Source organism: Acidocella sp. MX-AZ03 (assembly GCF_027626035.1).
Classification (GTDB): Bacteria; Pseudomonadota; Alphaproteobacteria; order Acetobacterales; family Acetobacteraceae; genus Acidocella; species Acidocella facilis.
In genome coordinates, this window is the sequence record NZ_CP110774.1 from 2,464,825 (window position 1) to 2,487,650 (window position 22,826).

Annotated in this window: 32 protein-coding genes; 6 read left to right on the forward strand and 26 right to left on the reverse strand. The window is 64.0% G+C overall.

The window, feature by feature from the left end; translation table 11 throughout:
* Positions 1-120 precede the first annotated feature (120 nt).
* The 3 genes from GT370_RS13685 to GT370_RS13700 all read right to left on the reverse strand — a co-directional run bounded on the left by GT370_RS13685 (position 121) and on the right by GT370_RS13700 (position 5,077).
* The gene (locus GT370_RS13685) at positions 121-1,191 is read right to left on the reverse strand and encodes an acyltransferase family protein (RefSeq protein ID WP_008494067.1); all 1,071 of its coding nucleotides are present in this window, start codon (positions 1,189-1,191) and stop codon (positions 121-123) included.
* 127 nt (positions 1,192-1,318) lie between these two features.
* Positions 1,319-2,560 carry a class I SAM-dependent methyltransferase gene (locus GT370_RS13690; RefSeq protein WP_333490083.1) on the reverse strand — a complete coding sequence of 414 codons (1,242 nt, stop codon included), beginning with the start codon at positions 2,558-2,560 and terminating at the stop codon, positions 1,319-1,321.
* Positions 2,561-2,998: 438 nt separating this feature from the next.
* Positions 2,999-5,077, reverse strand: a complete 2,079-nt coding sequence (locus GT370_RS13700; RefSeq protein WP_333489956.1) for a thioredoxin domain-containing protein — start codon at positions 5,075-5,077, stop codon at positions 2,999-3,001.
* Positions 5,078-5,133: 56 nt separating this feature from the next.
* Here GT370_RS13700 and GT370_RS13705 point away from each other — a divergent pair, with 56 nt between their 5' ends.
* Positions 5,134-5,469 (forward strand): (2Fe-2S) ferredoxin domain-containing protein, encoded by a 336-nt coding sequence (locus tag GT370_RS13705; protein ID WP_322786121.1) that lies wholly within the window; start codon positions 5,134-5,136, stop codon positions 5,467-5,469.
* A gap of 286 nt (positions 5,470-5,755) precedes the next feature.
* Here the strand turns inward: GT370_RS13705 and GT370_RS13710 are convergent, their stop codons facing one another.
* Positions 5,756-6,718 carry an APC family permease gene (locus GT370_RS13710; protein WP_270183228.1) on the reverse strand — a complete coding sequence of 321 codons (963 nt, stop codon included), beginning with the start codon at positions 6,716-6,718 and terminating at the stop codon, positions 5,756-5,758.
* Between the two features lie 7 nt (positions 6,719-6,725).
* Here GT370_RS13710 and GT370_RS13715 point away from each other — a divergent pair, with 7 nt between their 5' ends.
* Complete coding sequence (locus tag GT370_RS13715) at positions 6,726-7,088, forward strand: hypothetical protein (protein WP_270183229.1); 363 nt, start codon at positions 6,726-6,728, stop codon at positions 7,086-7,088.
* Between the two features lie 65 nt (positions 7,089-7,153).
* Here the strand turns inward: GT370_RS13715 and GT370_RS13720 are convergent, their stop codons facing one another.
* The 22 genes from GT370_RS13720 to GT370_RS13825 form a co-directional block, all read right to left on the reverse strand.
* Positions 7,154-8,272, reverse strand: coding sequence for an EscU/YscU/HrcU family type III secretion system export apparatus switch protein (locus GT370_RS13720; RefSeq protein WP_270183230.1), 1,119 nt, complete (start codon positions 8,270-8,272; stop codon positions 7,154-7,156).
* On the reverse strand, positions 8,265-8,474 hold the full coding sequence (locus GT370_RS13725) for a flagellar biosynthetic protein FliR (protein WP_270183231.1): 210 nt from the start codon (positions 8,472-8,474) through the stop codon (positions 8,265-8,267). Before GT370_RS13725 ends, GT370_RS13720 begins: the two co-directional genes overlap by 8 nt.
* The gene (locus tag GT370_RS13730; protein WP_270183232.1) at positions 8,378-9,031 is read right to left on the reverse strand and encodes a flagellar biosynthetic protein FliR; all 654 of its coding nucleotides are present in this window, start codon (positions 9,029-9,031) and stop codon (positions 8,378-8,380) included. The genes GT370_RS13725 and GT370_RS13730 overlap by 97 nt, the downstream gene beginning before the upstream one ends.
* On the reverse strand, positions 9,022-9,297 hold the full coding sequence (locus GT370_RS13735; protein WP_008494059.1) for a flagellar biosynthetic protein FliQ: 276 nt from the start codon (positions 9,295-9,297) through the stop codon (positions 9,022-9,024). Before GT370_RS13735 ends, GT370_RS13730 begins: the two co-directional genes overlap by 10 nt.
* Complete coding sequence (gene fliP, locus GT370_RS13740) at positions 9,297-10,028, reverse strand: flagellar type III secretion system pore protein FliP (RefSeq protein WP_008494058.1); 732 nt, start codon at positions 10,026-10,028, stop codon at positions 9,297-9,299. The genes GT370_RS13735 and fliP overlap by 1 nt, the downstream gene beginning before the upstream one ends.
* Positions 10,021-10,290 (reverse strand): flagellar biosynthetic protein FliO, encoded by a 270-nt coding sequence (locus GT370_RS13745; protein ID WP_008494057.1) that lies wholly within the window; start codon positions 10,288-10,290, stop codon positions 10,021-10,023. The genes fliP and GT370_RS13745 overlap by 8 nt, the downstream gene beginning before the upstream one ends.
* Before the next feature lie 6 nt (positions 10,291-10,296).
* Entirely contained in the window at positions 10,297-10,767 is a 471-nt protein-coding gene (locus GT370_RS13750) for a flagellar basal body-associated FliL family protein (RefSeq protein WP_008494056.1), read from the reverse strand.
* A 9-nt stretch (positions 10,768-10,776) separates the two neighbouring features.
* Positions 10,777-10,893 (reverse strand): flagellar basal body rod C-terminal domain-containing protein, encoded by a 117-nt coding sequence (locus GT370_RS13755; RefSeq protein ID WP_270183233.1) that lies wholly within the window; start codon positions 10,891-10,893, stop codon positions 10,777-10,779.
* On the reverse strand, positions 10,890-11,324 hold the full coding sequence (locus GT370_RS13760) for a hypothetical protein (RefSeq protein ID WP_270183234.1): 435 nt from the start codon (positions 11,322-11,324) through the stop codon (positions 10,890-10,892). Before GT370_RS13760 ends, GT370_RS13755 begins: the two co-directional genes overlap by 4 nt.
* Before the next feature lie 29 nt (positions 11,325-11,353).
* Complete coding sequence (locus tag GT370_RS13765; protein WP_270183235.1) at positions 11,354-12,709, reverse strand: FlgK family flagellar hook-associated protein; 1,356 nt, start codon at positions 12,707-12,709, stop codon at positions 11,354-11,356.
* Positions 12,706-13,251: a glycoside hydrolase family 73 protein gene (locus GT370_RS13770; RefSeq protein WP_333489957.1), complete on the reverse strand. Its 546-nt coding sequence runs from the start codon at positions 13,249-13,251 to the stop codon at positions 12,706-12,708. The genes GT370_RS13765 and GT370_RS13770 overlap by 4 nt, the downstream gene beginning before the upstream one ends.
* Positions 13,252-13,567: 316 nt before the next feature.
* Positions 13,568-14,632 (reverse strand): flagellar basal body P-ring protein FlgI, encoded by a 1,065-nt coding sequence (locus tag GT370_RS13775; RefSeq protein ID WP_270183236.1) that lies wholly within the window; start codon positions 14,630-14,632, stop codon positions 13,568-13,570.
* Positions 14,633-14,667: 35 nt separating this feature from the next.
* Positions 14,668-15,195 (reverse strand): flagellar basal body L-ring protein FlgH, encoded by a 528-nt coding sequence (locus tag GT370_RS13780; RefSeq protein WP_234730562.1) that lies wholly within the window; start codon positions 15,193-15,195, stop codon positions 14,668-14,670.
* A gap of 142 nt (positions 15,196-15,337) precedes the next feature.
* Positions 15,338-16,132, reverse strand: coding sequence for a flagellar basal-body rod protein FlgG (gene flgG / locus GT370_RS13785; RefSeq protein ID WP_008494050.1), 795 nt, complete (start codon positions 16,130-16,132; stop codon positions 15,338-15,340).
* 29 nt (positions 16,133-16,161) lie between these two features.
* Complete coding sequence (locus GT370_RS13790) at positions 16,162-16,905, reverse strand: flagellar hook-basal body complex protein (RefSeq protein ID WP_008494049.1); 744 nt, start codon at positions 16,903-16,905, stop codon at positions 16,162-16,164.
* Positions 16,906-16,919: 14 nt separating this feature from the next.
* Complete coding sequence (locus tag GT370_RS13795) at positions 16,920-17,741, reverse strand: flagellar hook-basal body complex protein (protein WP_333490084.1); 822 nt, start codon at positions 17,739-17,741, stop codon at positions 16,920-16,922.
* Complete coding sequence (locus GT370_RS13800; protein WP_270183237.1) at positions 17,738-18,142, reverse strand: flagellar hook-basal body complex protein; 405 nt, start codon at positions 18,140-18,142, stop codon at positions 17,738-17,740. The genes GT370_RS13795 and GT370_RS13800 overlap by 4 nt, the downstream gene beginning before the upstream one ends.
* Positions 18,139-18,834, reverse strand: coding sequence for a flagellar hook assembly protein FlgD (locus GT370_RS13805; protein ID WP_270183238.1), 696 nt, complete (start codon positions 18,832-18,834; stop codon positions 18,139-18,141). Before GT370_RS13805 ends, GT370_RS13800 begins: the two co-directional genes overlap by 4 nt.
* Entirely contained in the window at positions 18,831-19,259 is a 429-nt protein-coding gene (flgC, locus tag GT370_RS13810; protein WP_008494046.1) for a flagellar basal body rod protein FlgC, read from the reverse strand. Before flgC ends, GT370_RS13805 begins: the two co-directional genes overlap by 4 nt.
* A 14-nt stretch (positions 19,260-19,273) precedes the next feature.
* A complete protein-coding gene (locus GT370_RS13815; RefSeq protein ID WP_008494045.1) occupies positions 19,274-19,627 on the reverse strand; it encodes a flagellar basal body rod protein FlgB in 354 nt (117 codons plus the stop codon).
* A gap of 213 nt (positions 19,628-19,840) precedes the next feature.
* On the reverse strand, positions 19,841-20,296 hold the full coding sequence (locus GT370_RS13820; RefSeq protein WP_008494044.1) for a hypothetical protein: 456 nt from the start codon (positions 20,294-20,296) through the stop codon (positions 19,841-19,843).
* Between the two features lie 12 nt (positions 20,297-20,308).
* Entirely contained in the window at positions 20,309-20,680 is a 372-nt protein-coding gene (locus tag GT370_RS13825) for a response regulator (protein ID WP_008494043.1), read from the reverse strand.
* A gap of 272 nt (positions 20,681-20,952) precedes the next feature.
* On the opposite strand from GT370_RS13825, the gene GT370_RS13830 reads away from it, so the two are divergent.
* The 4 genes from GT370_RS13830 (at position 20,953) to GT370_RS13840 (ending at position 22,807) form a co-directional block, all read left to right on the forward strand.
* Entirely contained in the window at positions 20,953-21,246 is a 294-nt protein-coding gene (locus tag GT370_RS13830; RefSeq protein WP_008494042.1) for a flagellar hook-basal body complex protein FliE, read from the forward strand.
* A 3-nt stretch (positions 21,247-21,249) separates the two neighbouring features.
* Positions 21,250-21,912, forward strand: a complete 663-nt coding sequence (locus tag GT370_RS13835) for a hypothetical protein (protein ID WP_270183239.1) — start codon at positions 21,250-21,252, stop codon at positions 21,910-21,912.
* Positions 21,913-21,992: 80 nt separating this feature from the next.
* Positions 21,993-22,367 (forward strand): flagellar M-ring protein FliF C-terminal domain-containing protein, encoded by a 375-nt coding sequence (locus GT370_RS21555; RefSeq protein WP_442865436.1) that lies wholly within the window; start codon positions 21,993-21,995, stop codon positions 22,365-22,367.
* Positions 22,364-22,807: a hypothetical protein gene (locus GT370_RS13840; RefSeq protein ID WP_144052730.1), complete on the forward strand. Its 444-nt coding sequence runs from the start codon at positions 22,364-22,366 to the stop codon at positions 22,805-22,807. The genes GT370_RS21555 and GT370_RS13840 overlap by 4 nt, the downstream gene beginning before the upstream one ends.
* Positions 22,808-22,826: the final 19 nt, after the last annotated feature.

Genomic DNA, 22,826 nt, shown 5'->3' on the forward strand with positions numbered 1-22,826 from the left:
GCCCTGCTCTCCAAGATCTTTTTGACTGCCCCAGACCTTCATTCATCTGGCCATTATAACGATCCTTCAAGGCATTGAAGGTATAAGCCTGAAAATTATAGGGGACAGGCGTTTTGCTTTTTAACGCGGGGTTTCTAACGGGTGCCAGCTTCTGCACCACGCCAGCCAGGTTGAGGCGCGTTTTCCGAAAGAGATCGACGGCTTCTCGATGAAATACCAGGAGAGCATCGCCAACCCCAGCGCCACGGCGAAGGATAATATCTGATTCAGATGCCGGTCCATATGCGGCAGGCAGGCCGCGAAAATCTGCTGCACCGGCCAGCCCCATACATAGACGCCGTAGGAAAAATCTCCCGGCAGCCTGATCGCCCGCGCCAACCTCGTGCTCGCGACCCAGAGACAGCCTGTGAGAAACGCCGCATAGAACACAAACTGAAACGCCGTGCCGTGCCGCATGAACACCGCCAGCAGCACCAGCCCCGCCACCAGCCGGCCATCGATCCGCGCCCAGCCCTTATGCAACGCCAGCAATGAGCCGAACAGGAAAAATGCCGGCAATCTGCCGCCGAGATTCACATTGCTGAGCCCGGTTAGCGAAATATAACCCGGCCAGAGCATCAGCGTGCAGGCTACCACCAGACAAACCAGGCTCATCGCCCTGCGATATTTCAGCAGCCCGCACAGCCCCGCCACCGCCAGCATCGCATACATGAACAGCTCATATTTGATCGTCCAGATCGCGCCATTGGTCTGCGGGTAGAGATTATGCTGAAACACGCCAGGCAGGCCGTATTCGATATAAGGATGCAGCAGCACCGCCTTCAGCGCGCCCGCCTGGCCGAAATAGCCGCGCGGGCCCAGATCGCTGAAGAGCGGGCCGATCACCAGCACGCACACCACGCAGCTGACGATCAGCGCCGGAAAAATCCGCATCACCCGATGGATGGCATATTCGGCCACGCTCTGCTTCACCATCAGCGAATGGGTGATCAGAATGCCGCTGAGGAAAAAGAAAAATTCCACCGCCAGAGAACCGGAATAATCAAACCCGAGCAGCCGGCCGATCGGCTCCATCCGTCCTGTCGGGAGCACCAACGCATAGGCATGGCCCCAGATCACCGCCGCCGCGGCGATCAGCCGCAGCAGATCAAAATTATTATTCTCCCGGCGCAGCAGATCCGCGATCAGCATCGCGCCACACCGCGCTTGCCGGCCTTATAACAAAATGTAACATACCCCATCGACGAGATTTTGGGGCGAGCGGGGCGGGATCAAGGGCGCAGGCGCGCTTTATCTTCGCCGGCAGCGCCGCCGGCGCCTACCCCAGATGCTGCAGCAAATCCTCCGGCGCCCCGTCATGCAGCGCTACGATTTGGCGCAGCAACGCAACCGCCTCTGCCCCCCGCTCCAGCCCGAACAAGCCGATGATTTCGCCCCGCAACCCTGGCCAGCGCAAAGGATGCTCAGCCTCCGGCAACAGCAATCGCAGCGCTGCGAACGCGCTCACGGCTCGCGGAAAATCCTGGCTTTGCAGCGCCAGCATCCCGGCGGTGAAGGCGCCATCCTGCCGCAAGCCCAGCTCCAGCCCCTCCGGCGGCAGGTCGCCCAGCCCGGCGGCGCGCAAAGCCTCTGCCTCTTCCCGCCGCCCAGCATTCACCAGCCCGACAAAACCGCGCCAGGCGGCGGCAACCTCGCCTTGCGCCAGCAGGGCCGGCAGCGCCGCCGCGTCCCCGGCCTCGGCGGCGCAGAGCAGCGCCTCGCGCTGGGACAAGGCCGCGATATTTTCGGCAAACGGGTCGCGCTGGGAGATCTGCTCCATCGCCTGACACAAGGCCCGCGCCGCCTGGGCGGACAGGCTGAACATCGCCTGCAGCCCCGGCCGCGCCTGCCCGCGCGCCAGGCGGGACATGGCGCGGGCGAACAAGGCCTGGCCCAGCCCCAGCGGCATCAGCGCGGAAAGCTCTGGCAGTTTCGCCTGCAAAGCCGCCTCGGGCAGCGCCTCCGGCATGCGCCCAAACCGCGCCACCACCCCGGCATGGAACGCCGCCCAGGCTGCATCGGCGGCATCGTAATCGCCATCGATGGTGGCATCGAACAGCCCGCGCCCGGCAAAGCCGAGCTGGGTGTCAGACCCGGGCACGCAATCGCCGGCGCGTTTGGCCAGATAGGCCCGGTAAATCCCCCGCCCCGCCCCCTCGCGCAAAGCCAGCGGCGCGGGCGAGGCATAGGCGATCAGCCCGGTCTCATCGCGCATGATCCGCACATGCGCAAAGCCCGCCGCGTGCAGCGCCTGTGTCAGGCTCTCGCCGGTCTGCAGCACCAGATGCGCCCCCACCGCCAGGGCCGAGACCAGCTTGCCGGTGGATTGCCCGGGGGTGATCGTCGCCGCATCCGGGGTGGTCAGCAGCATCACCCCGTCCGGGGCGATGGTCTGTCGCATCAGCCGCAGATAAGCCGGCGGGTCCGGCAGATGCTCGATCAGCTCCGTCGCCGCGATCACGTCCCAGGGCGCGCCCAGCTGCGCTTCGGTGAAGTAATCCGCGCGCAGATCCAGCCCCAGCTCGCGCCGGCCAAAGGCCCGAAGGGCGAAGGATCATACCCCACACCCTGCCAGCCCAGCCCATGCACGCCGATATCCAGCCCGAACCCGTAGCCGCCGCCGATTTCCAGCAGCCGCGCCCCGGCCGGCTTGTCGATCCGCGCCAGCTGGGCGGCGATCGGCCACAGCCCCGCCCCACCTGCGCCAGATAGGCCGGCAGCCCCAGCTCCACCAGCGCGTTATCGCCATAATCCAGATCCGGGACGATGTCGGTGAAACAGGCGGTGCAGGCCGGGCAGCGCAGCAGATTGATCAGGAAATGCTTGCGCGGCGGCTTGAAATCCTCCTCCAGCACCAGCGCCATCTCGCCCGCATGGCCGCAATTGCGGCAGCGCGCGGCAAGGGTCTGGCCCTGGCGCCAGGTGATCTGGGCGTTGCGGCTGATCCTGATCGTCTCGTTCATCGCCCCGGTTCCATGCAGGCCGGCATGGTTACGGGCCGGCCCGCCCCCTGGCAAGACCGGCCCGTTTCAACCACTAACGCAACGTTATTAAATTCCAGCCTCAGAATTGTTTCACGTGGAACATTGCAGCTCCTGGCGCAAAATTTCCGCATCCTCCATCGGCAGGCCGCAAACATTGCCACGGCACACATAGGCGGCGCGCAGATCCCCGGCTTGCCGAAGGCAGGATGCTCGGGCGCCAGCACCTTGCCGCCGCGCAGCACCAGCACCTTCGGATCCGGCGCGGCCAGGGCCAGACGCACCAAATCCTCCGCCCCGCCGGTCACCACCACGCTCACCGCATTGGCCAGCAAATCCGCCGCCGCCAGCAGCTCCGGGGCGTTGGTGAGCGCGCGGGCGCGGCCGCCATAGGCGCGCAAAACCGCCTGCGTCTTGGCGCGGTACTCGTCCTTGCCGGTGAGGTGGAACAAGGACGCGTAGGCTTGCGCCATCATCCCGGTGCCAGACGGCGTCGGCCCGTCCTGGATCGAGCGGCCGCGCGGGGCGTAGACATCCTGCGCATCATCGGCGGAGATATAGAACGCCCCCTCGCCATCGCCGAAGCGCGCCTCGGTGGCGGCGAGGATGGTCTCGCTCAGCACCAGATAGGCGCTCTTGTCGGTGGCCTGGTAGAGGGCGATGCCGGCACGGATCATCGCCGCCTGGTCCTCCAGCAGCCCGGCGGCGGAGATCTTGCCGTCGCGCATGGCATGGGCGATGCGCCCATCCTCCTCGCCCATCGCCTGGATCAGCGTGGTGAAGATGCGCTCGCCCAGGGCAATCCAGCCCGGCTCCTGGAAGACGATCCCGGCTTTCACCAGCGCCGAGATGGCCAGCGCGTTCCAGTCCGCCAGAATCTTGTCGTCACGGCCGGGGCGGATGCGGGTGTCGCGCAGCGCTTTCAGTTTGGCCCGGCAGGCGGCCAGGCGGGTCTCATCGCCGTTAAAGGGCAGCCGACGCTCCAGGATGATGCGGCCTTCCCAGTTGCCGGCGGCCGGCATCGGGTAGGCGGTTTCGAAAAACCGCGCATCGTCACCCAGGGCCGCTTCGATCTCGGCGCGGGTGAAGACGTAGAATTTGCCTTCCTCGCCTTCGGAATCGGCATCCTCGGAGGCGGCGAAGGCGCCTTCGGCGGCCATGTCGCGGGTCAGCCAGCCCACCGTCTCACGGGCGCGGGCGGCGTAGAGCGGATTCGGCTTGTCCGCCTGGGCGTAGGCCAGCAGCTCCAGGATCAGCGCATTGTCATAGAGCATTTTCTCGAAATGCGGCACCAGCCAGGCATCGTCCGTGGCATAGCGGGCATAGCCGCCGCCCAGATGGTCATAGATGCCGCCCTGGCTCATCCGCTCCAGCAGCAGATGCACCGCCTCGCGCCCGCGCGCATCGCCCAGCTGCCAGAGGAAGCGGAAAACCGGGATATTCGGGAATTTCGGCGCCCCAGCGAGGCCGCCCAGCTCCCAATCCATGCCGCGCAGGAAGGCCTCCTGCACCGCATGCAGCAGCTCAGGGCCCGGCGCGTCGCCCGGCTTGGTGGCGGCGGCTTCGGCCAGAGCGCGGCGGATGGCGCCGGCGGAGCGGGCGATCTGCTCCTGCTCATTCGCCCAGGCCTGGGAGAGCGCCACCAGCACCTGCGGGAAGCTGGGCCGGCCATGGCGCGGGGTCGGCGGGAAGTAGGTGCCGCCCCAGAAGGGCGCGCCCTCGGGGGTGAGCACCATGGTCAGCGGCCAGCCGCCTTGCTCGCCCATGGCGTGCAGCGCGGCCATGTAGGTTTGGTCGATATCCGGGCGTTCCTCGCGGTCCACCTTGATGGCGACGAAGCGCTCATTCAGCAGGCCAGCGATCTGCTCATTCTCGAAACTCTCATGCGCCATCACATGGCACCAATGGCAGGCGGCGTAGCCGATGGAGAGCAGCACCGGGACATTGCGGGCCTTGGCCTCGGCGAAGGCGGCCTCGCCCCATTGCTGCCAGTGCACGGGGTTATCCTTGTGCTGGAGCAGATAGGGAGAGGAGGCGTCCTGCAGGCGATTGGTCATTTGGCTCTCTCCTGGTTGAACCGCTACATAGGGGCGCACAGACAGGAGAACCAGCTTTGGGTGAAAGAATGGAGGGCGATCCGGCGCCTTATTTCGAAACGCACATCTTTGTGTGCGGCAACCGGCGGCCGGAGGGGCATCCGCGCGGCGATTGCGCCAGCAAGGGCTCGGAGAAGATCCGCGATTATATGAAGGTGCGGGTGAAGGAGCTGGGGCTCAAAAATATCCGCGTCAACCAGGCGGGATGCCTGGACCGGTGCGAGCTGGGGCCCTGCGCGGTGTTTTATCCGGAAGGGGTCTGGTACAAGCTGGATAGTTTCGCGGCGGTGGATGAGGTGATTGAGAAGCATTTGGTTGAGCAAGGCCGCGCCCGCGACAAGATGCTGCCTTAAGTTATAAAAGTTTTTGGGGGTGTGGGGACTTTTTTCAAAAAGTCCCCACAGACGTTTGGGGCGTTGGCAAGATGTTGCCAACGCCCCAAACGTTTTGCAGCCCTTTTTGAAAAAAGGGCTGCACCCCAAAACTTTTAATATTCTTCGTCGGCGACGTAGGAGCCGATGCGCTGCACCAGATCCGGCTTGGATTTCGCCAGCAGCACGCCGTAAATCACCGACACCACCAGCAGGCCCAGCGCCAGCTTCGGATACAGGTTGAACGGATAAGGCTGGCCCGGCTCGATCAGCCCCAGAGCGGCATCAGCATCAGCAATGTGCCGACCACCGGAACGATCAGATGCGTGAAAACGTTGAAATCCTCACGGTGATAGCGAAGCATATAGACCGGCAGCGCCAAATTGGTGAGCAGATAGGTGACCACCACCGGGATGGTGCCCAGCGTGCCGGTATCGCCGAACAGGGTCACCGGATCGATATTGTAAAACGTGCCGAAGCCGAGCACGATCACCAAAGCCACCACGATATAGGTCCACATCGCCGCGTGCGGGGTGCGATGCTGCGGGTGGATCTTGCCGAAGAAAGGCGGAAGCAGCCCCTCGCGCGCGGAGGAGAACAGGATGCGCGCCTGGGCGTTGGTAAGGCCGATGAGCGAGGAGAAGATCGAGGTCACGCCTGCGAGATAGGCGATGATGAGAATGCCGGCGGCGGACGCCTTGAAGGCATCGACAAACGGCAGCGAGGAGTTGGTGATCGCCTTCACATCGTTATGGAAGGCCGTCTCCGTCGCGAAGGAGAGGAACATGTAGAGAATGCCGATGGAGAGCGTGCCGACGATCAGCGCGCGCGGCACGTTGCGGCGGGGATTGGTGGTTTCTTCCGCCAGCATCGCGGAATTCTCCCAGCCGATGAACAGATAGATGGCCAGCGGGAAGCCGAGCCCGATGCCCTTCCAGCCGCCGGTGACGGCGGCGATGGTGAAGGGGGCCATCGAGATCGAGCCGCGATTGACCACCAGCATGATCACCGCGCCGACGACCAGCAGGATCAGCTCGAAATAGAAGAAGATCGCCGCCCAGGTGGTGGAGAGCGAAATGCCGCGCGAGACCAGCACGCCGACAATGGCGGTCGCGATAATCGCCAGCACCTGCCAGGGGATATTGATGCCGAGGAAGGTTTGCAGCGTCTGCGCCGCCCAGCCGCCGGAGATCACCACCACCGAGGCGGCGGCGATGCAATAGCCGACCACGACGAAGATGGAAGCCGCCGCCCCGCCCAGGGCCGAAGGCCATGCCGATGAAGGTGACGAAGGAGCCGGTGCTGGGGCGATAGCGCGAAAACTGCGCCAGCGTGTTGGTGAGGAACAAAATCACCACCATCGCGACCAGGATGGTCAGCGGCGCGCCGACGCCGGCACCGGAGGCGATCAGCCCGAAACCAAAGAAAAAGCTCATCGCCGGGGCGATGTTGGCGAGGGTGGAGGCAATGATCTGCGAAAGCCCGAGGCTGTCACGCTTGAGGCGTTCGCCGCCCCGCGAGATTGTGCTCATTATTTTATGATCCCTGCTTGGATTAGACGTTCGGCCGCCGGATGTGGGCGTCTTTTTTCCTTGTGGTAAAATGAACGTTCCGTCAACTTATTTGTGAGAAGCGATTTAAATAATAGACAAATCCTCTGACCTGCTCAGGCGCCCGGCAGCCAGCGCGAGACCTCGATGTCACCCGCCTGCGGTTTCGGCGGCTGCGGCTTCGCCCCGCCCTGGGCGCGCCAGCGCTGCAGCCGCCAGACATAGGCCAGAACCTCCGCGCAGGCGCGGTAGAGGGCGGTGGGCACATATTCATCCGGCTCCACATAGCGAAACACCGCGCGCGCCAGAGGCGGGGACTGCACCACCGGCACGCCATGGCCGCGCGCCCGGGCGATGATTTCCTCCGCCTGCGGCCCGGCCCCTTTGGCGAGCAGCATCGGCGCCCTGTCCTGCCCGCGGCGATAGCGGATGGCGCAGGCGAAATGGGTGGGGTTGGTGACCACCACGCTGGCCTCCGGCACACGCTGCATCTGCCGGGCGCGGGCCATTTTGCGGGCCAGGGCGCGCTGGCGGGATTTCACATGCGGGTTGCCCGCCGCCTCCTTCATCTCCTCGCGCATATCCTCATCCGACATCCGCAGCTTGCGCCGGTGCAGCCAGAACTGGAGCGCGAAATCCACCCCCGCCAGCAGCCCCAGCACCAGGCAGATGAGGCTCAAACATTGCGTGGCCAGGGCGAAGAAGGCGCTGGCGGCGGGGCGGGGCAGCCAGGCCAGGGCGGTGAAATCCGGCCGGCGCGCGAGGATCGCCACCGCGCCCGCCAGGGCGATGGCGAGCATTTTCAACACGGATTTGCCCTGCTCCGCCATGCCGTGTCCGGAGAAGATCTGCGAAAATCCAGCCTGGGGCAGCAATTTGGAGAGATCCGGCGCCAACAGATTGAGCGCGAAGACGAACCCGCCCGAGGCGAGGCTGGAAGCCGCGCCGATGGCGGCGATGAGCCCGAGCAAGGGGAAGAGCCGCCAGAACACGCCCCCGGCCAGCCCCAGCGCCGCCGGCAAGGGCGCGGTGCCCGCCTGCGCCAGCCCGGCCGCGACCAGATCCAGCAGGCGCAGCCCCAGCCCGCCCGCGGCCGCCAGCGCCAGCACCGTGAACAGCACGATGATGGCGGCCCGGGGCAGATCCTGCGAGCGGCTGACATCACCCCGTTCGGCCGCCTGGCGCAGCCGGCGCTCGGTGGGGGCATGCTTCTTCTCGCCCGCCCCTTCAGCCATGCGGCATCAACCCGGCGATGGCCGCCATGGATTGCGCGGTGAGATGCGACGTGGCCACCCCAATGGCCGGCACCATGCCCACCAGCACCCAGAGCCCGGCCAGAATCAGCAATGGAAAGCCGACAGAGAGCAAATTGAGGCTGGGGGCGAAGATGGTGGCAAGCCCAACGGTGAGGTTGACGCAGAACCCCGCCGCCAGCACCGGCAGCGCCAGCGCCAAGGCGGCGGAGAACACCACCCCGCCCATGCCGGCCAGCGCCCCCAGCCTTGCAGCGGCGCCACCCCGGCGCCATGCGCGAAGGAATGGGCCAGCGCCATGAACAGCCAGACCGGCCCGCCCGCCGCCATATAGCCGAGCAGCCCGGCCCATTGCATGATATCCGCCAGCACCGAGCTGGCGCCCGGCGCGTCGCGGAATTGCAGCGTGGCAAAGGAGAGGCCCATCGCCTCGCCGATGATCTCACCGGCGGAGGAGAGCGCGGCGAGGACGATCTGCGCCGCCATGCCGAGCAGCGCGCCATAGGCGATCTGCTCAAAGCCGGTGAGGATGGCGCGGGCCGGGTCCGCCGGGTAGGCGGGCAGGTCCGGCAGCCAGAGGGCGAGCGCCAAGGCCAGGGCAGCGGCCAGCAGCGCCTTGACCATGTTGGGGAGGAGGGCGGAGCCGAACAGGGGGGCGGTGAGGAACAGCCCGGTGATGCGCAGAAACGGCCAGAGGAAGCGACCGAACCAGAGCATCACGGTCTGTTCATCTAAGACCATGGCTGATGCACCAGAATGGCCGCGTGCAGGATGAAGTCCCGCGCCAGCGCCTCGAACATCGCCACCGCGCCGAAGCCGCCAGTGACGGCGAGCCCGGCCATGGCGATGGTTTTGGGCAGCAGCGCGAAGGTGGCATCCTCGATCTGCAGCGCAGATTGGATGATGGCGGTGATGATGCCGACCAGCAGCAGCACTGCCACGCAAGGCCACAACGCCGCCAGCGCCAGCGAAAAGGCATGTTGCAGCAAGTGCAGATAAAGCGGCATCAGCCGAAACTATTGGCCAGCGTGCCCAAAACCAGCACCCAGCCATGGATGGAGACAAAGACCAGCAATTTCAGCGGCAAGGAGATCAGCGTGGGCGAGACCATGATCATGCCCAGCGACATCAGGATGGAGGCGACCGCGAGATCGATCAGCACGAACGGGATATAGACCAGAAAACCGATCTGAAAGGCCGTCTCCAGCTCCGAGGTGGCGAAGGCGGGAACCAGCACGGTGAAGGGTACATCGCGCGGCGCGGCATAATGCTGGCCCGAGAGATCGACGAACAGATGCAGCGGCGCCTTGCGGGTTTGGGCAAGCATGAAATCGCGCTCCGGCGGCTGCGCGGCGGCGATGGCCTCGGAGAAGGTGATCTGCCCGGCGAGATAAGGCTGCAAGGCCTTGTCCTGCTCCTGCTGGATGACGCCGCGCATGACGAAGACGGAGAGCGCCAAGGCCAAGGCCGCCAGCACCATGTTGGGCGGCGTGGTTTGCAGCCCGATCGCCTGGCGCATGATGGAGAGGACGATGATGATGCGAGTGAAGCTCGTCATCAACAGGATCAGCCCGGGCAGGAAGGCGAGCGCGGTGATGACCAGCAGGCTCTGCACATCCAGCGAGTAGGCTTCACCGCCATTCTTCGCGAGCGTGTTGACGATGGTGAGCCCCGCCGGCGCGGCATGCGCGGCGCCCGCCAGCAGCAGCGGCGCGGCATAGGCCAGGGGCCTATTCATCGGCATCGAGCCGGCTGAGCAGAGCGATGCCGCCGCGCCCGACGCCAAGCAGCAAGACCTGGCCGCCCGCTTGCGCGATGACGAGACTTTGCTGCCCGCCCAGCGCCCGGGCGGCAAGAATGGCGAGAGGCATGTTCGCCGCCGCCGGCGCGGCCCTGGCGCGCAGACGCCGCAGCAGAAAGGCGCCCGCCGCGAGGCAGCCCAGGAGGATCAGTAATGTCGCGATGGTGGAAGCCGCAGCGGAAATTGTTTCCGTGCCCATTTTGGCTCAATCCTGTTGCACGATGTTGGTGATGTAGGCGGCGGTGAACGGGTCCGGCGGGGTGAAGCCGGCATTTTTGTCCAGCACCTGGTTGGCGAGGGTGACGCAGGTTTTTGTCAGCGAATCATGGGTGGAAGGGTCCATCAGCTGCTTCGCCGTCTGCTTCATCAAAAGCGTGATCGTCTCCGCCTTGATGATCGGCAGCAGCGCGTTGAAACTGTCGATCGCCTTCTGATCCGTGGTGGCGTATTGGATGGAAATCTGCACGAAGCCCTGCCCGGCCTGGGCGCTGGAATCCAGCGGCACGCTCACCACCATATTCTCCAGCGTGCCAAAGAGGAGCGGCTTCGGCGGCGGGGGTTTCGGATGGGCGGGGGGGCTGTGGTGGCCGGTCATTTTCATATAGACCAGCGCACCGCCACCGCCGCCACCCACGAGCACCAGCGCGGCGACCGCGCCGAGAATGATCTTCTTCATCGCAGCTCCTCAAATCGCGTTCAACAATGAATCAAACATGGTGTTGGCGGCGCTGATGGCCTTTGCCGCCGCCTGGTAGGCTTGCTCGTAATTCGTCATCAGCACCGCCTGCTGGTCGCTATTCACCCGGCGATGGTGGCGAGGTTGGTGGTGGCGGCGGTGACCTGCGAGCCTGTCGATGTCGCCAGCGCCTGCGCGGCGGCGGCGTTGGCGCCCAAATCCGTCGATAATCCAACGAAGCTTTGCTCCAGCGTGCCGGAACTGGTGGTTCCGGTCGCGGTCCATAGATTGGCGAGGCGCTGCGCATTGCTGCCGCTGGCACTGCCGCCGGGGCTGAGGCTCAACGTGTCTCCCGCCACCGGCGCGCCGGTGAGTGGCAAATTCCAATATTGCCCGGACGCCAGACCGGACGGGTAGGCCACCGCGACATTGCCGCCATTGCTGCCCAGCGTGCCGCTGGCGATGATGGTGCCGGGACTGGCAAGGGTGGAAACATTATAGGCGCTGGCGGAGGTAAAGGTGAGCAGAAGATTTTGCCCGTAATAGCTGGCCGGCACCACGGCGCTGCCGCTGGCGGGGCTGGAGGTTACCGAATCCGTGCCGACATTGATGGTCCCGGCATTCTTGTTGATAACAGAACCATCTGTTTGCAGCGTCCCGTTGGTCGCGACATAAGGGTCGGCGGCGGCGATATCGTTGGGGGTCGTCGCGGCGACGGCAATGGCATTGGCGGCACCCGGGCGGGATTGACGGTGAAGCTGTCGCCATTATTGGCGGTGCCGGAGATGCTCAGCGCCAGCCCGGCAAAAGCCGGCGGCGTGCCGCCTACAATGTAGCTCTGGCCGTTGGCTTGATCCACGGCGCTCCAGCCGCTTGTGCTGTTGTAGGTCAAGGTGAAGGGCCCGCCATTCGCCGGCAGCGCGGCTTCATTGCTCAGGCTCGCCGTGATGACGGCGCTGCCGCTATTGCCGCCGCTGGGCGCGACGCTGGGCGCCGGGACGGAAAAAATCGGTGTGCCGCTGGTGCCGGTTGGTGTCAGCCCCTGCGCCTGCGCGGTGTTCACCTGCGCTGAAAATACCGCCGCCAAAGCGCTGAGAGATTGCGTCGCCTGCCCGCCCGCGACGATGTTGGCGAGGGTGGCGCCGAGCGATCCATCGGATTCGCCCAGCGTCAGCTTCATCTGGTTATTGCCGGCGGTGAGCGTGGTTTGGCCGTTCGCGTTTTCCGCCAGCGCCAGCGCCTGCACGCCGCTTTGATCCACCAGCACGGTGCCGCCCGTGGCCACCACCACCCCGCCATCGCTTTGCGGGATAATATTCACCGGCAGATATTGTGACAGCGCGTTTAACGCGGAATCACGCTGGTCCAGCAGACTCGGTGAATTTGGCGCGGTTTGCAGGGATTTGTTCAAAGTGCTGAGCTGCTGCAAAATCTGGTTGGCGGCGGTGACATTCGAGCTCAGCCCGGCCTGCTGACCGGAGACGACGCTGGCGATGCTGGTCGCGGCGGTCTGGAAGGTTCCGACGACATTGCCGGCGTCCGACAAAACCGTCTGGCGCAGCGCGGAACTTGAAGGGCTGGCGGCGAGGCTGCCAATATCGGAGAAAAATTGGTTAATCGCCGTCTGCACATTGCCGTTATTGGTCAGGGCGTTGGAAATGTCGGTCAGCGCCGTGGATTGTGCGCTGGCGGCGGCGCTGGCGCTGTTCGCCGTTCGCAGCTGGGAGGCGGCAAAGCCCGAGGCCGCACGCGTGATCTGCGCTGGCAACACCCCCGCGCCTGGCTGCCCGGCCGCGGCCTGCGCCGTTTGCGCGTTGACGTTTTCAACGGTGTAGCCGGCGGTATTGGCGTTGGCGAGGTTATTGGAAACTGTCGAAATGCCGGCCTCAAATAATTGAAGGCCAGATAGCGCGGCATTAACGGCGTTGGTGAGACCACTCATGGTTGCGCTCCGCTATTCGAAGATGATGCACCGACCGATTGCAGCACCGCGCTCATCAAAGGCGATTGCGCGATTTTCATGATTTTTTCCGCATATTGATCGTCCGTTGCGTAACCGCCAGCTTGCAGGGCCTGCGCGAATCCTGCGACGCTGCCCTGGCCGGTGGCGTTTTGATAGTTGGACTGGATCAAGCCGACATAATCCGAAACGCTGGCGGTGGGGTCGGCATAATCACGAAATGCTGCATCCTGCGCGACGGCTACGCCATTCTGCATTTCATGCGTCGCCCGCAGGCTGCCGGCTTGGCCAGGCCCGGCCTTGATGCCGAACAGATTATGGCCGGGTGCCGCGGCACCCCACCCGGTTTCCAATGCCGTTTGCGCCAGCACCGCCACCGCCGGCACCCCGAGGGCCTGCGCGGCCGCAGTGATTTGCGGCCAGATGGATTTGGCAAAATTCGTCGCCTGATCCAGCTCTTGTTCAGATCCGGGCGTTGGCTGGGGCGCCGGCGCCAACGGGGTTTCATTGACCGGCGCCGGCACCCCATGGCGGCAAGCACGGAAGCGGTTGAGGCGGTAGGAGCCGGGGTCTGCAGCGCCTGTCCGCCAATCTGGCGCTGCGCCGCCTGCAGCAGCCGGGCATCATATTTGCCGAAATCATTCTGCGCGAGATTCCACAGGAACATGCTCTGAAAATCGCTGCCACCCTGGCCCAGCGTGGACGCATCCATGCCGGTTTCATTCAGCGTGCTGAGCATCTGATACCAGAGCAACCCGGTCAGATGCTGCATCGCCTCTTTCTGCGTCGGCCGGGTGGGCGCGGGGTTGGCGGCATTTAGGGCGGTCCGTGCCTCGATCATCATATCACCTTGATGGTTCCGTTGATGGCGCCGGCTTGCTTCAGCGCCTGGATGATGGCGATCAAATCTTGCGGGGTGGCGCCCACTGCATTCAACGCCGCAGCCACATCCTGCAGCGTTGCGGCGCGTGGCAGGTTGATGACCTGCGCCTTGCTCTGCTTGGCGTTGACCGCGGTATTGCGGACACCGACGGTCGAGCCATTGGAAAACGGCCCTGGTTGGCTCACGCTATTTTGCGTCTGGATGGTCACGGTCAGATCGCCATGGCTGACAACGGCCGGGCCCAGCGTGACCCCGGCATTCATCACGATGGTACCGCTTTGCGCATCCACCACGATGGTCGGCGCCTGGCCGACCGGGGTGATCGGCAAGGCGAGCACATTGGCCATGAAGCGCATCGCATCCTGGCCCTGGGCGGAGAGATCGACCTCACCGGGCGAAACGGCTGTGGCCGTGCCCGCATCATAGCGATTAATGACATCCGCGATCTGCTGGGCGGTCTGATAGCTGGGCTGGTTGAGCAGCAACGCGGACGCGCCGTTGATCGCGTAGGTGGCGGGAATCGTCGTGGCCAGGATGGCGCCGCCGGGCAAGGTACCGACTGTCGGCACATTCACGCTGGCGGATGTTCCGCCGGCACTCGCGGCGAATCCGCTGACCAGCAGCGGCCCCTGCGCCTGGGCATAGACAACGCCATTGCCGCCGCGCAACGGGGTTGGCAATAACACGCCACCAGCCAATGACGTTGCATTCCCGACCGCGGAGACGGTGACATCCGCATGCTGGCCGGAATGCGCGAAGGCGGGAACTTCCGCCGTCACCATCACGGAGGCGACATCGTTGGGCTGCATGGTTGAGACATTTGGCAAGGCGATGCCCATATTGCGCAGCATGTTGAGGATGGATTGCTGCGTGTAGGGAACCTGGGTCGTCTGGTCGCCCGTGCCGGGTAGGCCGACAACCAGCCCGTAGCCATAAAGCTGGTTGCTGGGCGCGCCGGCGACGGACACCAGCTGGCCGATGGTCGTCGCATCGCCGGCGGCGAAGGCCTTGCCGCCAAACACCAGGAGAGCCAGGAGAGTTGCGGCGCAGATTCGCATCAGAATGGCGCAATCTTGTTGAGGACGCGTTGCAGCCAAGGCAGCTGATGTGCGCCGTTGATCGGCCCGATGCCGACATATTGCACATTCATATCGGCGACCTGATTCGAGCTGATGGTGGTATTGGCGGCGATATCGTCCGGGCTGGCATAGCCGGTGACGACGATGGAAATCACATTGCCGTTGATATTCACGTTGGTGCGGCCTTCAAGAGTGAGAATGCCATTGGCGTCGACATGGGTGACAACCGCCTCGACCTGACCGGAAATATTATTCGCCGCACTTGCCGCGCCGGTTCCGGTATATTCCTGATCGGAGGTGGCGCCGATGGAAGGAGCGAGGCTGCCGCCATTGATATGGCCAAAGCTCATCGGGATTCCCATGAAACTCGTCATGGAATCGTTGAGCGTTCCGGTCCGTTTCAGAGCGGCGTTGTCGGTATTGCTCGCGGCGCTGCTCGTGACGATGTCGATTGTCACGAGATCGCCCATACGCCAATCGCGCCGCGGCTCGTAAAGTGAGCCCATTGTGGAAGCCGGAAAAATCGACCCGTCCTGCGATGCGAGCGGGGCAAGGCTGCCACCGGAAACGCCGCCGGCTTGACCAGACTGGGCGGCGGTGCCGCAATCGTTTGGCAGCCAGTGAGCAGCAAAACGGGCAGCAAACGTTTCATGCGCCAGCAGCCGCCTGCGCCAGATAGTTGAGCTGATTATCGATGGCGCTGGCCACCTGGGTGCCGAGCTGGTAGGCGCGCTCCGCCGAGATCATGTTCACCATCGACTGCACGACATCGACATTCGAGGCTTCGAGATAGGACTGGTTGACGGAGCCAAGGCCGTTGCTCTGCGGCGCGCCATTGACGGCGGTGCCCGAGGAGGTCGTGGACGCATACAGATTCCCACCCAGCGGCTGCAGCCCCTGCGGATTGACGAAATTTGCAAGCTGGATCTGGCCGATTTGCGAGGCGGTGGAGGATCCAGGCAATGTCACGGAAACCGTTCCATCCGTCCCGATCGTCACCGAGGTGGCGTTGCTGGGAATGGTGACGTTGGGTAGGACCTGATAGCCCGATGAGGTGACGAGCTGGCCCGTGGCGTTGAGCTGAAACGCGCCGTCACGCGTGTAGGCGGTTTGGCCGTTGGGCAGAAGCACCTGGAAATAACCGGAGCCGTTGATCGCCAGATCGAGCGGGTTGCCGGTGCTGGTCAACGCGCCCTGGGTCAAGGTATCCTTCACCGAAGCAACCTTCACGCCAGTCCCGATTTCGAGTCCGGAGGGATAAACGGTCTGGCCGGTTGAATTGGCCCCGGGCTGGATGCCATCCTGGTAGAGCAAGGTTTGAAATTCCGGCGTTTCCGACTTGAAGCCCGTCGTGTTCACGTTCGAGAGATTGTCGGCGATCGTGTTCATCATCGTCTGGCTGGCGGCGAGGCCGGTGGCGATCGTGTCCAATGCGTGGTTCATAATGCGGCTCCAAATTCTGGCATGACGAATCAGCCCTGCGCCAAGATATTATTGAGATCCTGTGAGGTGCTGCTTTGGGTTTTCATCAGGTCCGTCTGCAGCTGATAGGACCGGCTGCTGTCGATCATCTCCATCATCGCGCTGGTGGGATCGACATTGCTGTCATTGATGTAGCCTTGATGCAGCGAGGCTGTGCTGCTCTGGCTTAAATTCGTTCCCGCCGGGGCCTGGTAGAGCGAGCCGCCAAGCGCGCTGAGTTTGCCGGACGGCGTGGCAACCAGGCCGATTCGCCCATAGACTTTCGCATCCCCGCCGGGATTTCCGGCGGCGATGCCAGAGATCGTCCCGTCCTCGCCGATTTGCAGTTTCGTCAAAGGTGGAAGGCTGATCGGCGTACCGTTATTGTCGAGGATCGGATTGCCGGAACTATCCGTCAGCAGACCCGCCGCGGAGATGCTGAGTGTTCCGTTGCGGGTCAGGGCCGTGCCGCTGGGCGTTTGCACCTGCAGCCAGCCATCGCCGGCAATGGCAACATTCAGCGGATCGCCGGTCTGGCGCATCGGGCCTGGTTTCAGATCCGGCCCCAGCGTTTCCACGGCCGCATCCGCCCCCACCGGCGCATTGCTGCCGCTATAGGCCTGCGCATCCGTCACCGCCTGCACGGCTTCATAGCCAGCGGTTTGCGCGTTGGCGAGGTTGCTGGCCACGGCTTGCATCTGCGCGGTAATCGCCTGCAGCCCGGCCATGCCGGTATAGAGGGAATCCGAATACATCTTGTTCTACCTTGTTAGATCTGCACCAGCCTCTGGCTGTCCTGCTGCTCGGTCTGGATCACCGAGGTGTTCGCCTGGTAGGCTTGCTGATACTGAATCAGCGAGACGAGCAGAGAGGAGGTGGAGGCATTGGAAGCTTCCAGCTCGCCACCGGAGAGCGTTCCGGCCTGGCCGCTGCCTGGCGTATTCACCACTGGCTGGCCTGAGCTGTTGGTGACAGCGTAAAGATTGCCGGTGACCGGATTCAACCCCTCCGGATTGATGAAATTGGCAAGCGCGATTTTGCCCGCACTCAGCGTCTGCCCGTTGGAATAGCTGGCTTGCACCGAGCCATCGGCGGAGATGCTGCTGCCTGTGTAATTGCCCGGCGCATAGCCATTATTGGTGATGCCGGCGACGGCGAAACTCTGCGCCGCCAAGGTGGTGCCGGTGAAATTCATCGCGATATTCGATGCAGCCGCGCCATTTCCCCAATTCACCGCCAAGGTGGCGGGACTGCCGGAGGTGAGCGTGCCCGAGGTGGAGAAGCCCAGCGTCGTCAAATTCTGCGGCGTGCCAACATTCGTGCCGTTGGCCAATTCGGGCTGGGCGTAAACCGTCCAGCTCGGCGTGGCGCCGCTGGTCGCGGGCTGGTTCTGCACCAGGTAAAACTGCACGCGATTGGCATTGCCCAGGGAATCGTAGGTGACGGCGGATGTGCTCTCGCTATAGGTGGTCGGGTCCGATGGGTTGAAGGTCGTGGTGGAGGGAATCGTCTTGTCGCCGGAATTCAGATTCAGCGTCAGTCCGAGCGTGCTGGTGGCGTTGGCGGCGACGGCCCCGGTATTGATCGTTATCGGCCCAGCGTATTGCCCTGCACACCATTAACCGTCGCGTAGCCCAATAATTTGGAGCCGTTCAGCGTTTCCAACTGGCCCGATGAGCTGAGCTGAAATGCGCCGTCGCGGGTATATTGTTGCGCGCCGTTGCTGGAGACGATGAAATAGCCATTGCCTTGGATCGCCGCGTCCAGCGAATTGCCCGTCGAGGTCAGATTGCCTTCGGTCAGATCCGTCGACATGCCTTCCAACGACGAGCCGATGCCTGGCGTATTGGTGGCGTTGCTCGGATAAATATCCTGGAACAACGCCGTTTGGCTTTTATAGGCCGTGGTGTTGGCATTGGCGAGATTATTTGAAACGGTGTTGAGCCCCGTCTGGGCGCTTGTGAGGCCTGATAAGGCAGTTTGCAGTGTCATGAAGATGCTCCCAGAACAGTTTGAACGGAAGAAATGGGCAATGCGCTGGCGCTGCCGGCGACATCCAGGCTTGGTGTGCCGTTGGTAAGATTGACGCCCTGGACATTGTAAACCGTGTAGGGCGTGGCGGAGATCGGCACGCCGCTGGCGCTGGCGGCGCTGATCTGATAGCTGTAGCTATCGCCGGCGGTGCCGCCTGTCCATTTAAAGCTTTGCTGTCCCGCTGGCAGCGCCCCCAGATTCATCGTCCCCGCGACACTGCCATTGGCGTTAAGAATGGTGACATCGGTATTGGCGCTGGCGCTCGGTAGGTTGAACGCGCCGGTGGCGCTACCCGTGCTGTTTGCGAACAGGCTGTTGCCGTTGACCGCCACCAGCCGCCCCACCAGCGCCGAAGCCTGGGCCAGCTGAGCGGCGCCATTCGCGGTTTGCAAACCCGTGAGGTTGGTATTGAGCTGGTTGATGCCATCCACGGTCGAAATCGCCGCGAATTCCTGTGTCATCTGCGTCGGGTCGGCGGGTGAGGTTGGCGATTGATATTTCAACTGCGCTGTCAGGAGTTGCAGGAAATCATTCTGCGTCAGGCTGGCGGCGCTGCCGGATGAGGCCGTGCTCGCGGTGGTCGAGGCGGCGACCGAGGCGTTGGAAATGCCGCTGGTGCTGGTGCTGGGCGAGGTCATGCTGGTCATCATGTCACCTGAAAGCTGTTGATGATTTGCTGATCGATCCGCGTGGATTGTTGGAGCAGCGCGACCGAGGCCGAATAGGAATTCGTGCTGTCGATCATGTTCACCATCTCATCGACCGGTGAGACATTCGAGGAGGTGACATAGCCTGAGGCATCCGCGTAGGGATTGCCTGGATCGTATTTGCGCGTCGGCGGTGCGTTGCTTTGCACGCTGGTTAAGACCTGCACGCCGAGCGGGGGAGTGGCGCCATCCATCTGCGTCGCATCCACCACCGGCGCCGCCTGGAAAACCAGCTCCTGCGCCCGGTAAGGCTGCGCGCCTGGCGCGGCGATGGAGGAGGCATTCGCGAGGTTCGAGGAAATCGCGCTGAGCCGTTGATCCTGCGCCGCCAGGGCGCTGCCGATGATTGAGAAAACACCATTGCCCATGAGATGAACCGCCTTTAATTGCCGCTGGGATTGGGACGCAGCGCGGTGACCAGCGCCGTGGTGGATTGATGCAGGAACGTCGCGGCGGCTTGCATCTGCTCGCCATTCTGCACGGCCTCGATACGTTCATTATCGAGCGAGACATCATTGCCATTCAGCCCGACCACGCCATCCATGCGATATTGCGCACCGGCATCCTGCCCCTCGCCTGCGCCCAGGCTGCTGGCCAGGGCAGAGTCAAAGGAGATATCGACCGCCTTGTAATTCGGCGTATCCGCATTGGCGACATTATTGGCGATGAGATCCGCGCGCTCCTGCCGGACATTCAGCACGGCGCCATAGAAATCCAGAAATCCTGCCTGCATCATCAGCTTCCTTCATTCCACCGACGGGATCACGGCATTTGCCGCCCCATTCGGGCTTCAGGAAGAGATCTATCCGGGTGGGATGAAGAAATGGTAAAAACAGGCCTGATCCTGCCTGTCCTGTATCCATCCCTATATTCGAATTCCACGGCGCCGGATTTCCTGGCGGCGCCGATCTTGGCAAAAAAAAAGTGCCCAGAGGCACTTTTTTCTGGTTCAGGCCGCTTGCCCTTTCAAGCGTTGCAACACCTCCTCATGCAGGCGGCGCTGATCCTCGCTCACATAAAGCGCCGCAAGATCCGCGGAAGCAAAATGCGTGCCCGGGGGCATCTGCGCATCGGACATGCGCTCCAGCGCCACAATCACGCAATCAGCGATCTGCTTGGCGAAATCCTGCCGCTGCGCCTCGACAAAGGCGAGATGGTCCAGCTTGCGGCGGATTTCGGCGATCTCGCTGATCGCCTCATTGCGTTCGCGCTCCACCACCGGACTGGCCTGCGGCGATTGCCGATTAATATCGGCCAGCAATCCGGACAGCCAGGACAGCAAGGCCGAGGTCCGCCAAAGCAGATCAAACGCGTCGCTCGCATCCATCTTGTCGCGTAAATGCGCAACCTGCTCGGCCAGGATGGCACAGACCAGCTTTTCATTTGCCTCAGCCATCCCGTTCATGTCCGATCTCCTTTATTTTACCGGGCAAAGCTGCTTGACGACGGATAAAAGCTGGTTCGGCTCCGCCGGCTTGGTCAGCCAGCCCGAGGCCCCGGCGGCCCGCGCCTCGTCGCGCTTGCGCCCGCCTGATTCCGTTGTCAGCACAATGATCGGCGTGAAGCGCGCGGAAGCGATCTTGCGGGCTTCCTTGATGAAGCCGATGCCATCCAGCTCCGGCATGTTCAGGTCCGTCAGGATCGCCGCCGGCTTCAACCCCCCGCTCAGCTTGGTGATTCCCTCGCGCCCGTTCATGCCGGTCTCGACCTCATAACCCGCTCCTTTCAGGATATGTGACAGACTCATCACCATTGTGGCGGAATCGTCGAGAACAAGAATAATCGGCATGAGAACGGCGCTCCAATCAGCTATATTTGCGCAGGGTCGCGACAGAATGGCTGGGAAGTGTTGAGAGGCGGTTAAAGCGACAAGAAAAATCGCCCGCGCCGATTTTAAGAATTGATTAGGCGTACGGATTTAATCGTGCGGCATGAGCAAAGTTTTCCTGATTTCCGAAAATAAATTTCCCCGGCGCGGGCGGCGGCCGCGCTGAGGCGGCGCGGGCGATCCCGCCCCGCGCCTCTCCCGCTTTTATCCTCGGTCCATAAAGGAGCTGTTTGATGATCTCAACGATTCTGGGGCAGGGCGTGGCCGCCGGCGCGCGCGCGTCGGCCGCGACCGCACCGCAGCCCGGACATTTTCTGTCCCTGGTCTCGGACGCGCTGCAACATGTCAGCGCCAGCCAGCAGGCGGCCACGGCGGCGGAGGCCGGCTACAGCGCCGGGCTTCCGGGCGCCACGCTGGGCAAGGCGCTGGTGGCGAGCGACCGGGCGGATGTGGCCTGGAACGCCACCGTGGCGGTCCGCAATGAAATTGTCTCCGCCTATCAGGCGGTGATGAACATGCAGTTCTGATCGATGGAGCGGGCGCGCGACATGTTGGCGCGGGGGCGGGCGGCGGCGGCCAGGCTGCCGAAGCTGCTTTGGGCGGCGGGCGGCGTGGTGCTGCTTTCGCTCGGCATCGTCGCCTGGCTGGAACTGTCCGGGCCGCCTTATGCGGTGTTGAGCGAGGGGCTTTCGCCGGCGGATGGCGGCAAGGTGATCGCGCAGCTGCAAAAGCTCGGCATTCCCTATCAGCTGCAGGCCGCCGGCAACGTGATTCTGGTGCCCGCCCCGCAGCTGGCGCAGGCGCGGCTGCAGCTGGGCGCGGCGCAGGTGCCGGGCTCGAACACGCAAGCCGCCTGGACCCAGCTTGAAACCGCGCCGATGACGACCTCCGAGCGCGCCCAGAGCGCGATGGCGACCCAGGCTCTGGAACTCTCCTTGCAACAATCCATCCAGCAGCTGGCCGGCATTCGCAGCGCGCAAGTGTTCCTGGCGCTGCCACCGGAAACGCCGTTTCTGGCGGACCAGCCCAAGCCCGCCGCCTCGGTGGTGCTGGATGCCGATCCCGGCCAGGCCGCCAGCCAGGCCGAGGCGATCGCCCGGCTGGTCGCCGGCGCGGTGCCGGGCCTGGAGGAGACGGGCGTCACCGTGGTCACCACCGCGGGCACCACGCTCTACCCCCCTCCGACAGCCTGACCACCGGGGCGCAATTCGCCACCGTCTCGCAGGTCGAGGCCGGGGCGGCGGCGCGTGTCGCCGGGCTGCTGATCCCCTTGGTGGGGGCCGGGAATTTTCAAACCGATGTGTCCGCCCAGCTGGATTTCACCCGCACCCATATCCAGCAGACCAGCTACGGGCCCACCCATCTCGTGGCGCATTCGGACAGCAAGCAGAGCACCCAGACCGGGCCGGATAACAGCGCCATCGGCATTCCGGCGCGCTCTCCAACGAGCCGCCGGGGCAGACCAGCGCCGGGGCCGCCGGGGCCAGCGCCAATGCGAGCGCGAGCACCACGGCCAGCGCCGCCCCCGGCACGAGCGGCGCGCCCGCCAGCAAGCCGACGCTGCCCAGCAAAAGCAGCGACGATCTCGATCAGAGCTTCGTCAATGACCAGACCCAGGCGGATATCACCAAGCCGGATTGGGCGGTGAAGGGGCTCGCCGTATCCGTGGTGCTGAACCAGGCGGCGCTGCCGAAGGGCTTGACCACCGAGCAGGTGAAGGCCGCGATCGCCGCCGGCTTCGCCTATCCGAATGTCAGCGTGAATGTGCTGGCCTCGCCCTTCCAGAAGCCGAGCGGTGGGCTTGCGGCGGCACCGCTGGCGGCGGCGGCCAATCCGGTGGCGCATGCGCTGCTGGAGGTGGTGGCGGCGCTGGCGCTGCTGTTCGGGCTGGCGCTGCCGGCGGGGCGGCGCTTGGCCAATGTCAATCTGAAAACGCTGATCCCGCCGCCAGCGCCCGCGCCGCTGCCGCAGCGGCCGCTGCCGGTGGTGGTGCCGCCGCGCGATTTCACCGAGCTGCGCGACCAGGCGGCGGAAAACATACCGGGCGTCGCGCGGCTCCTGCAAAGCTGGGCTGAAGAAAATGACTGAACAAAGCACGGATCTTGCA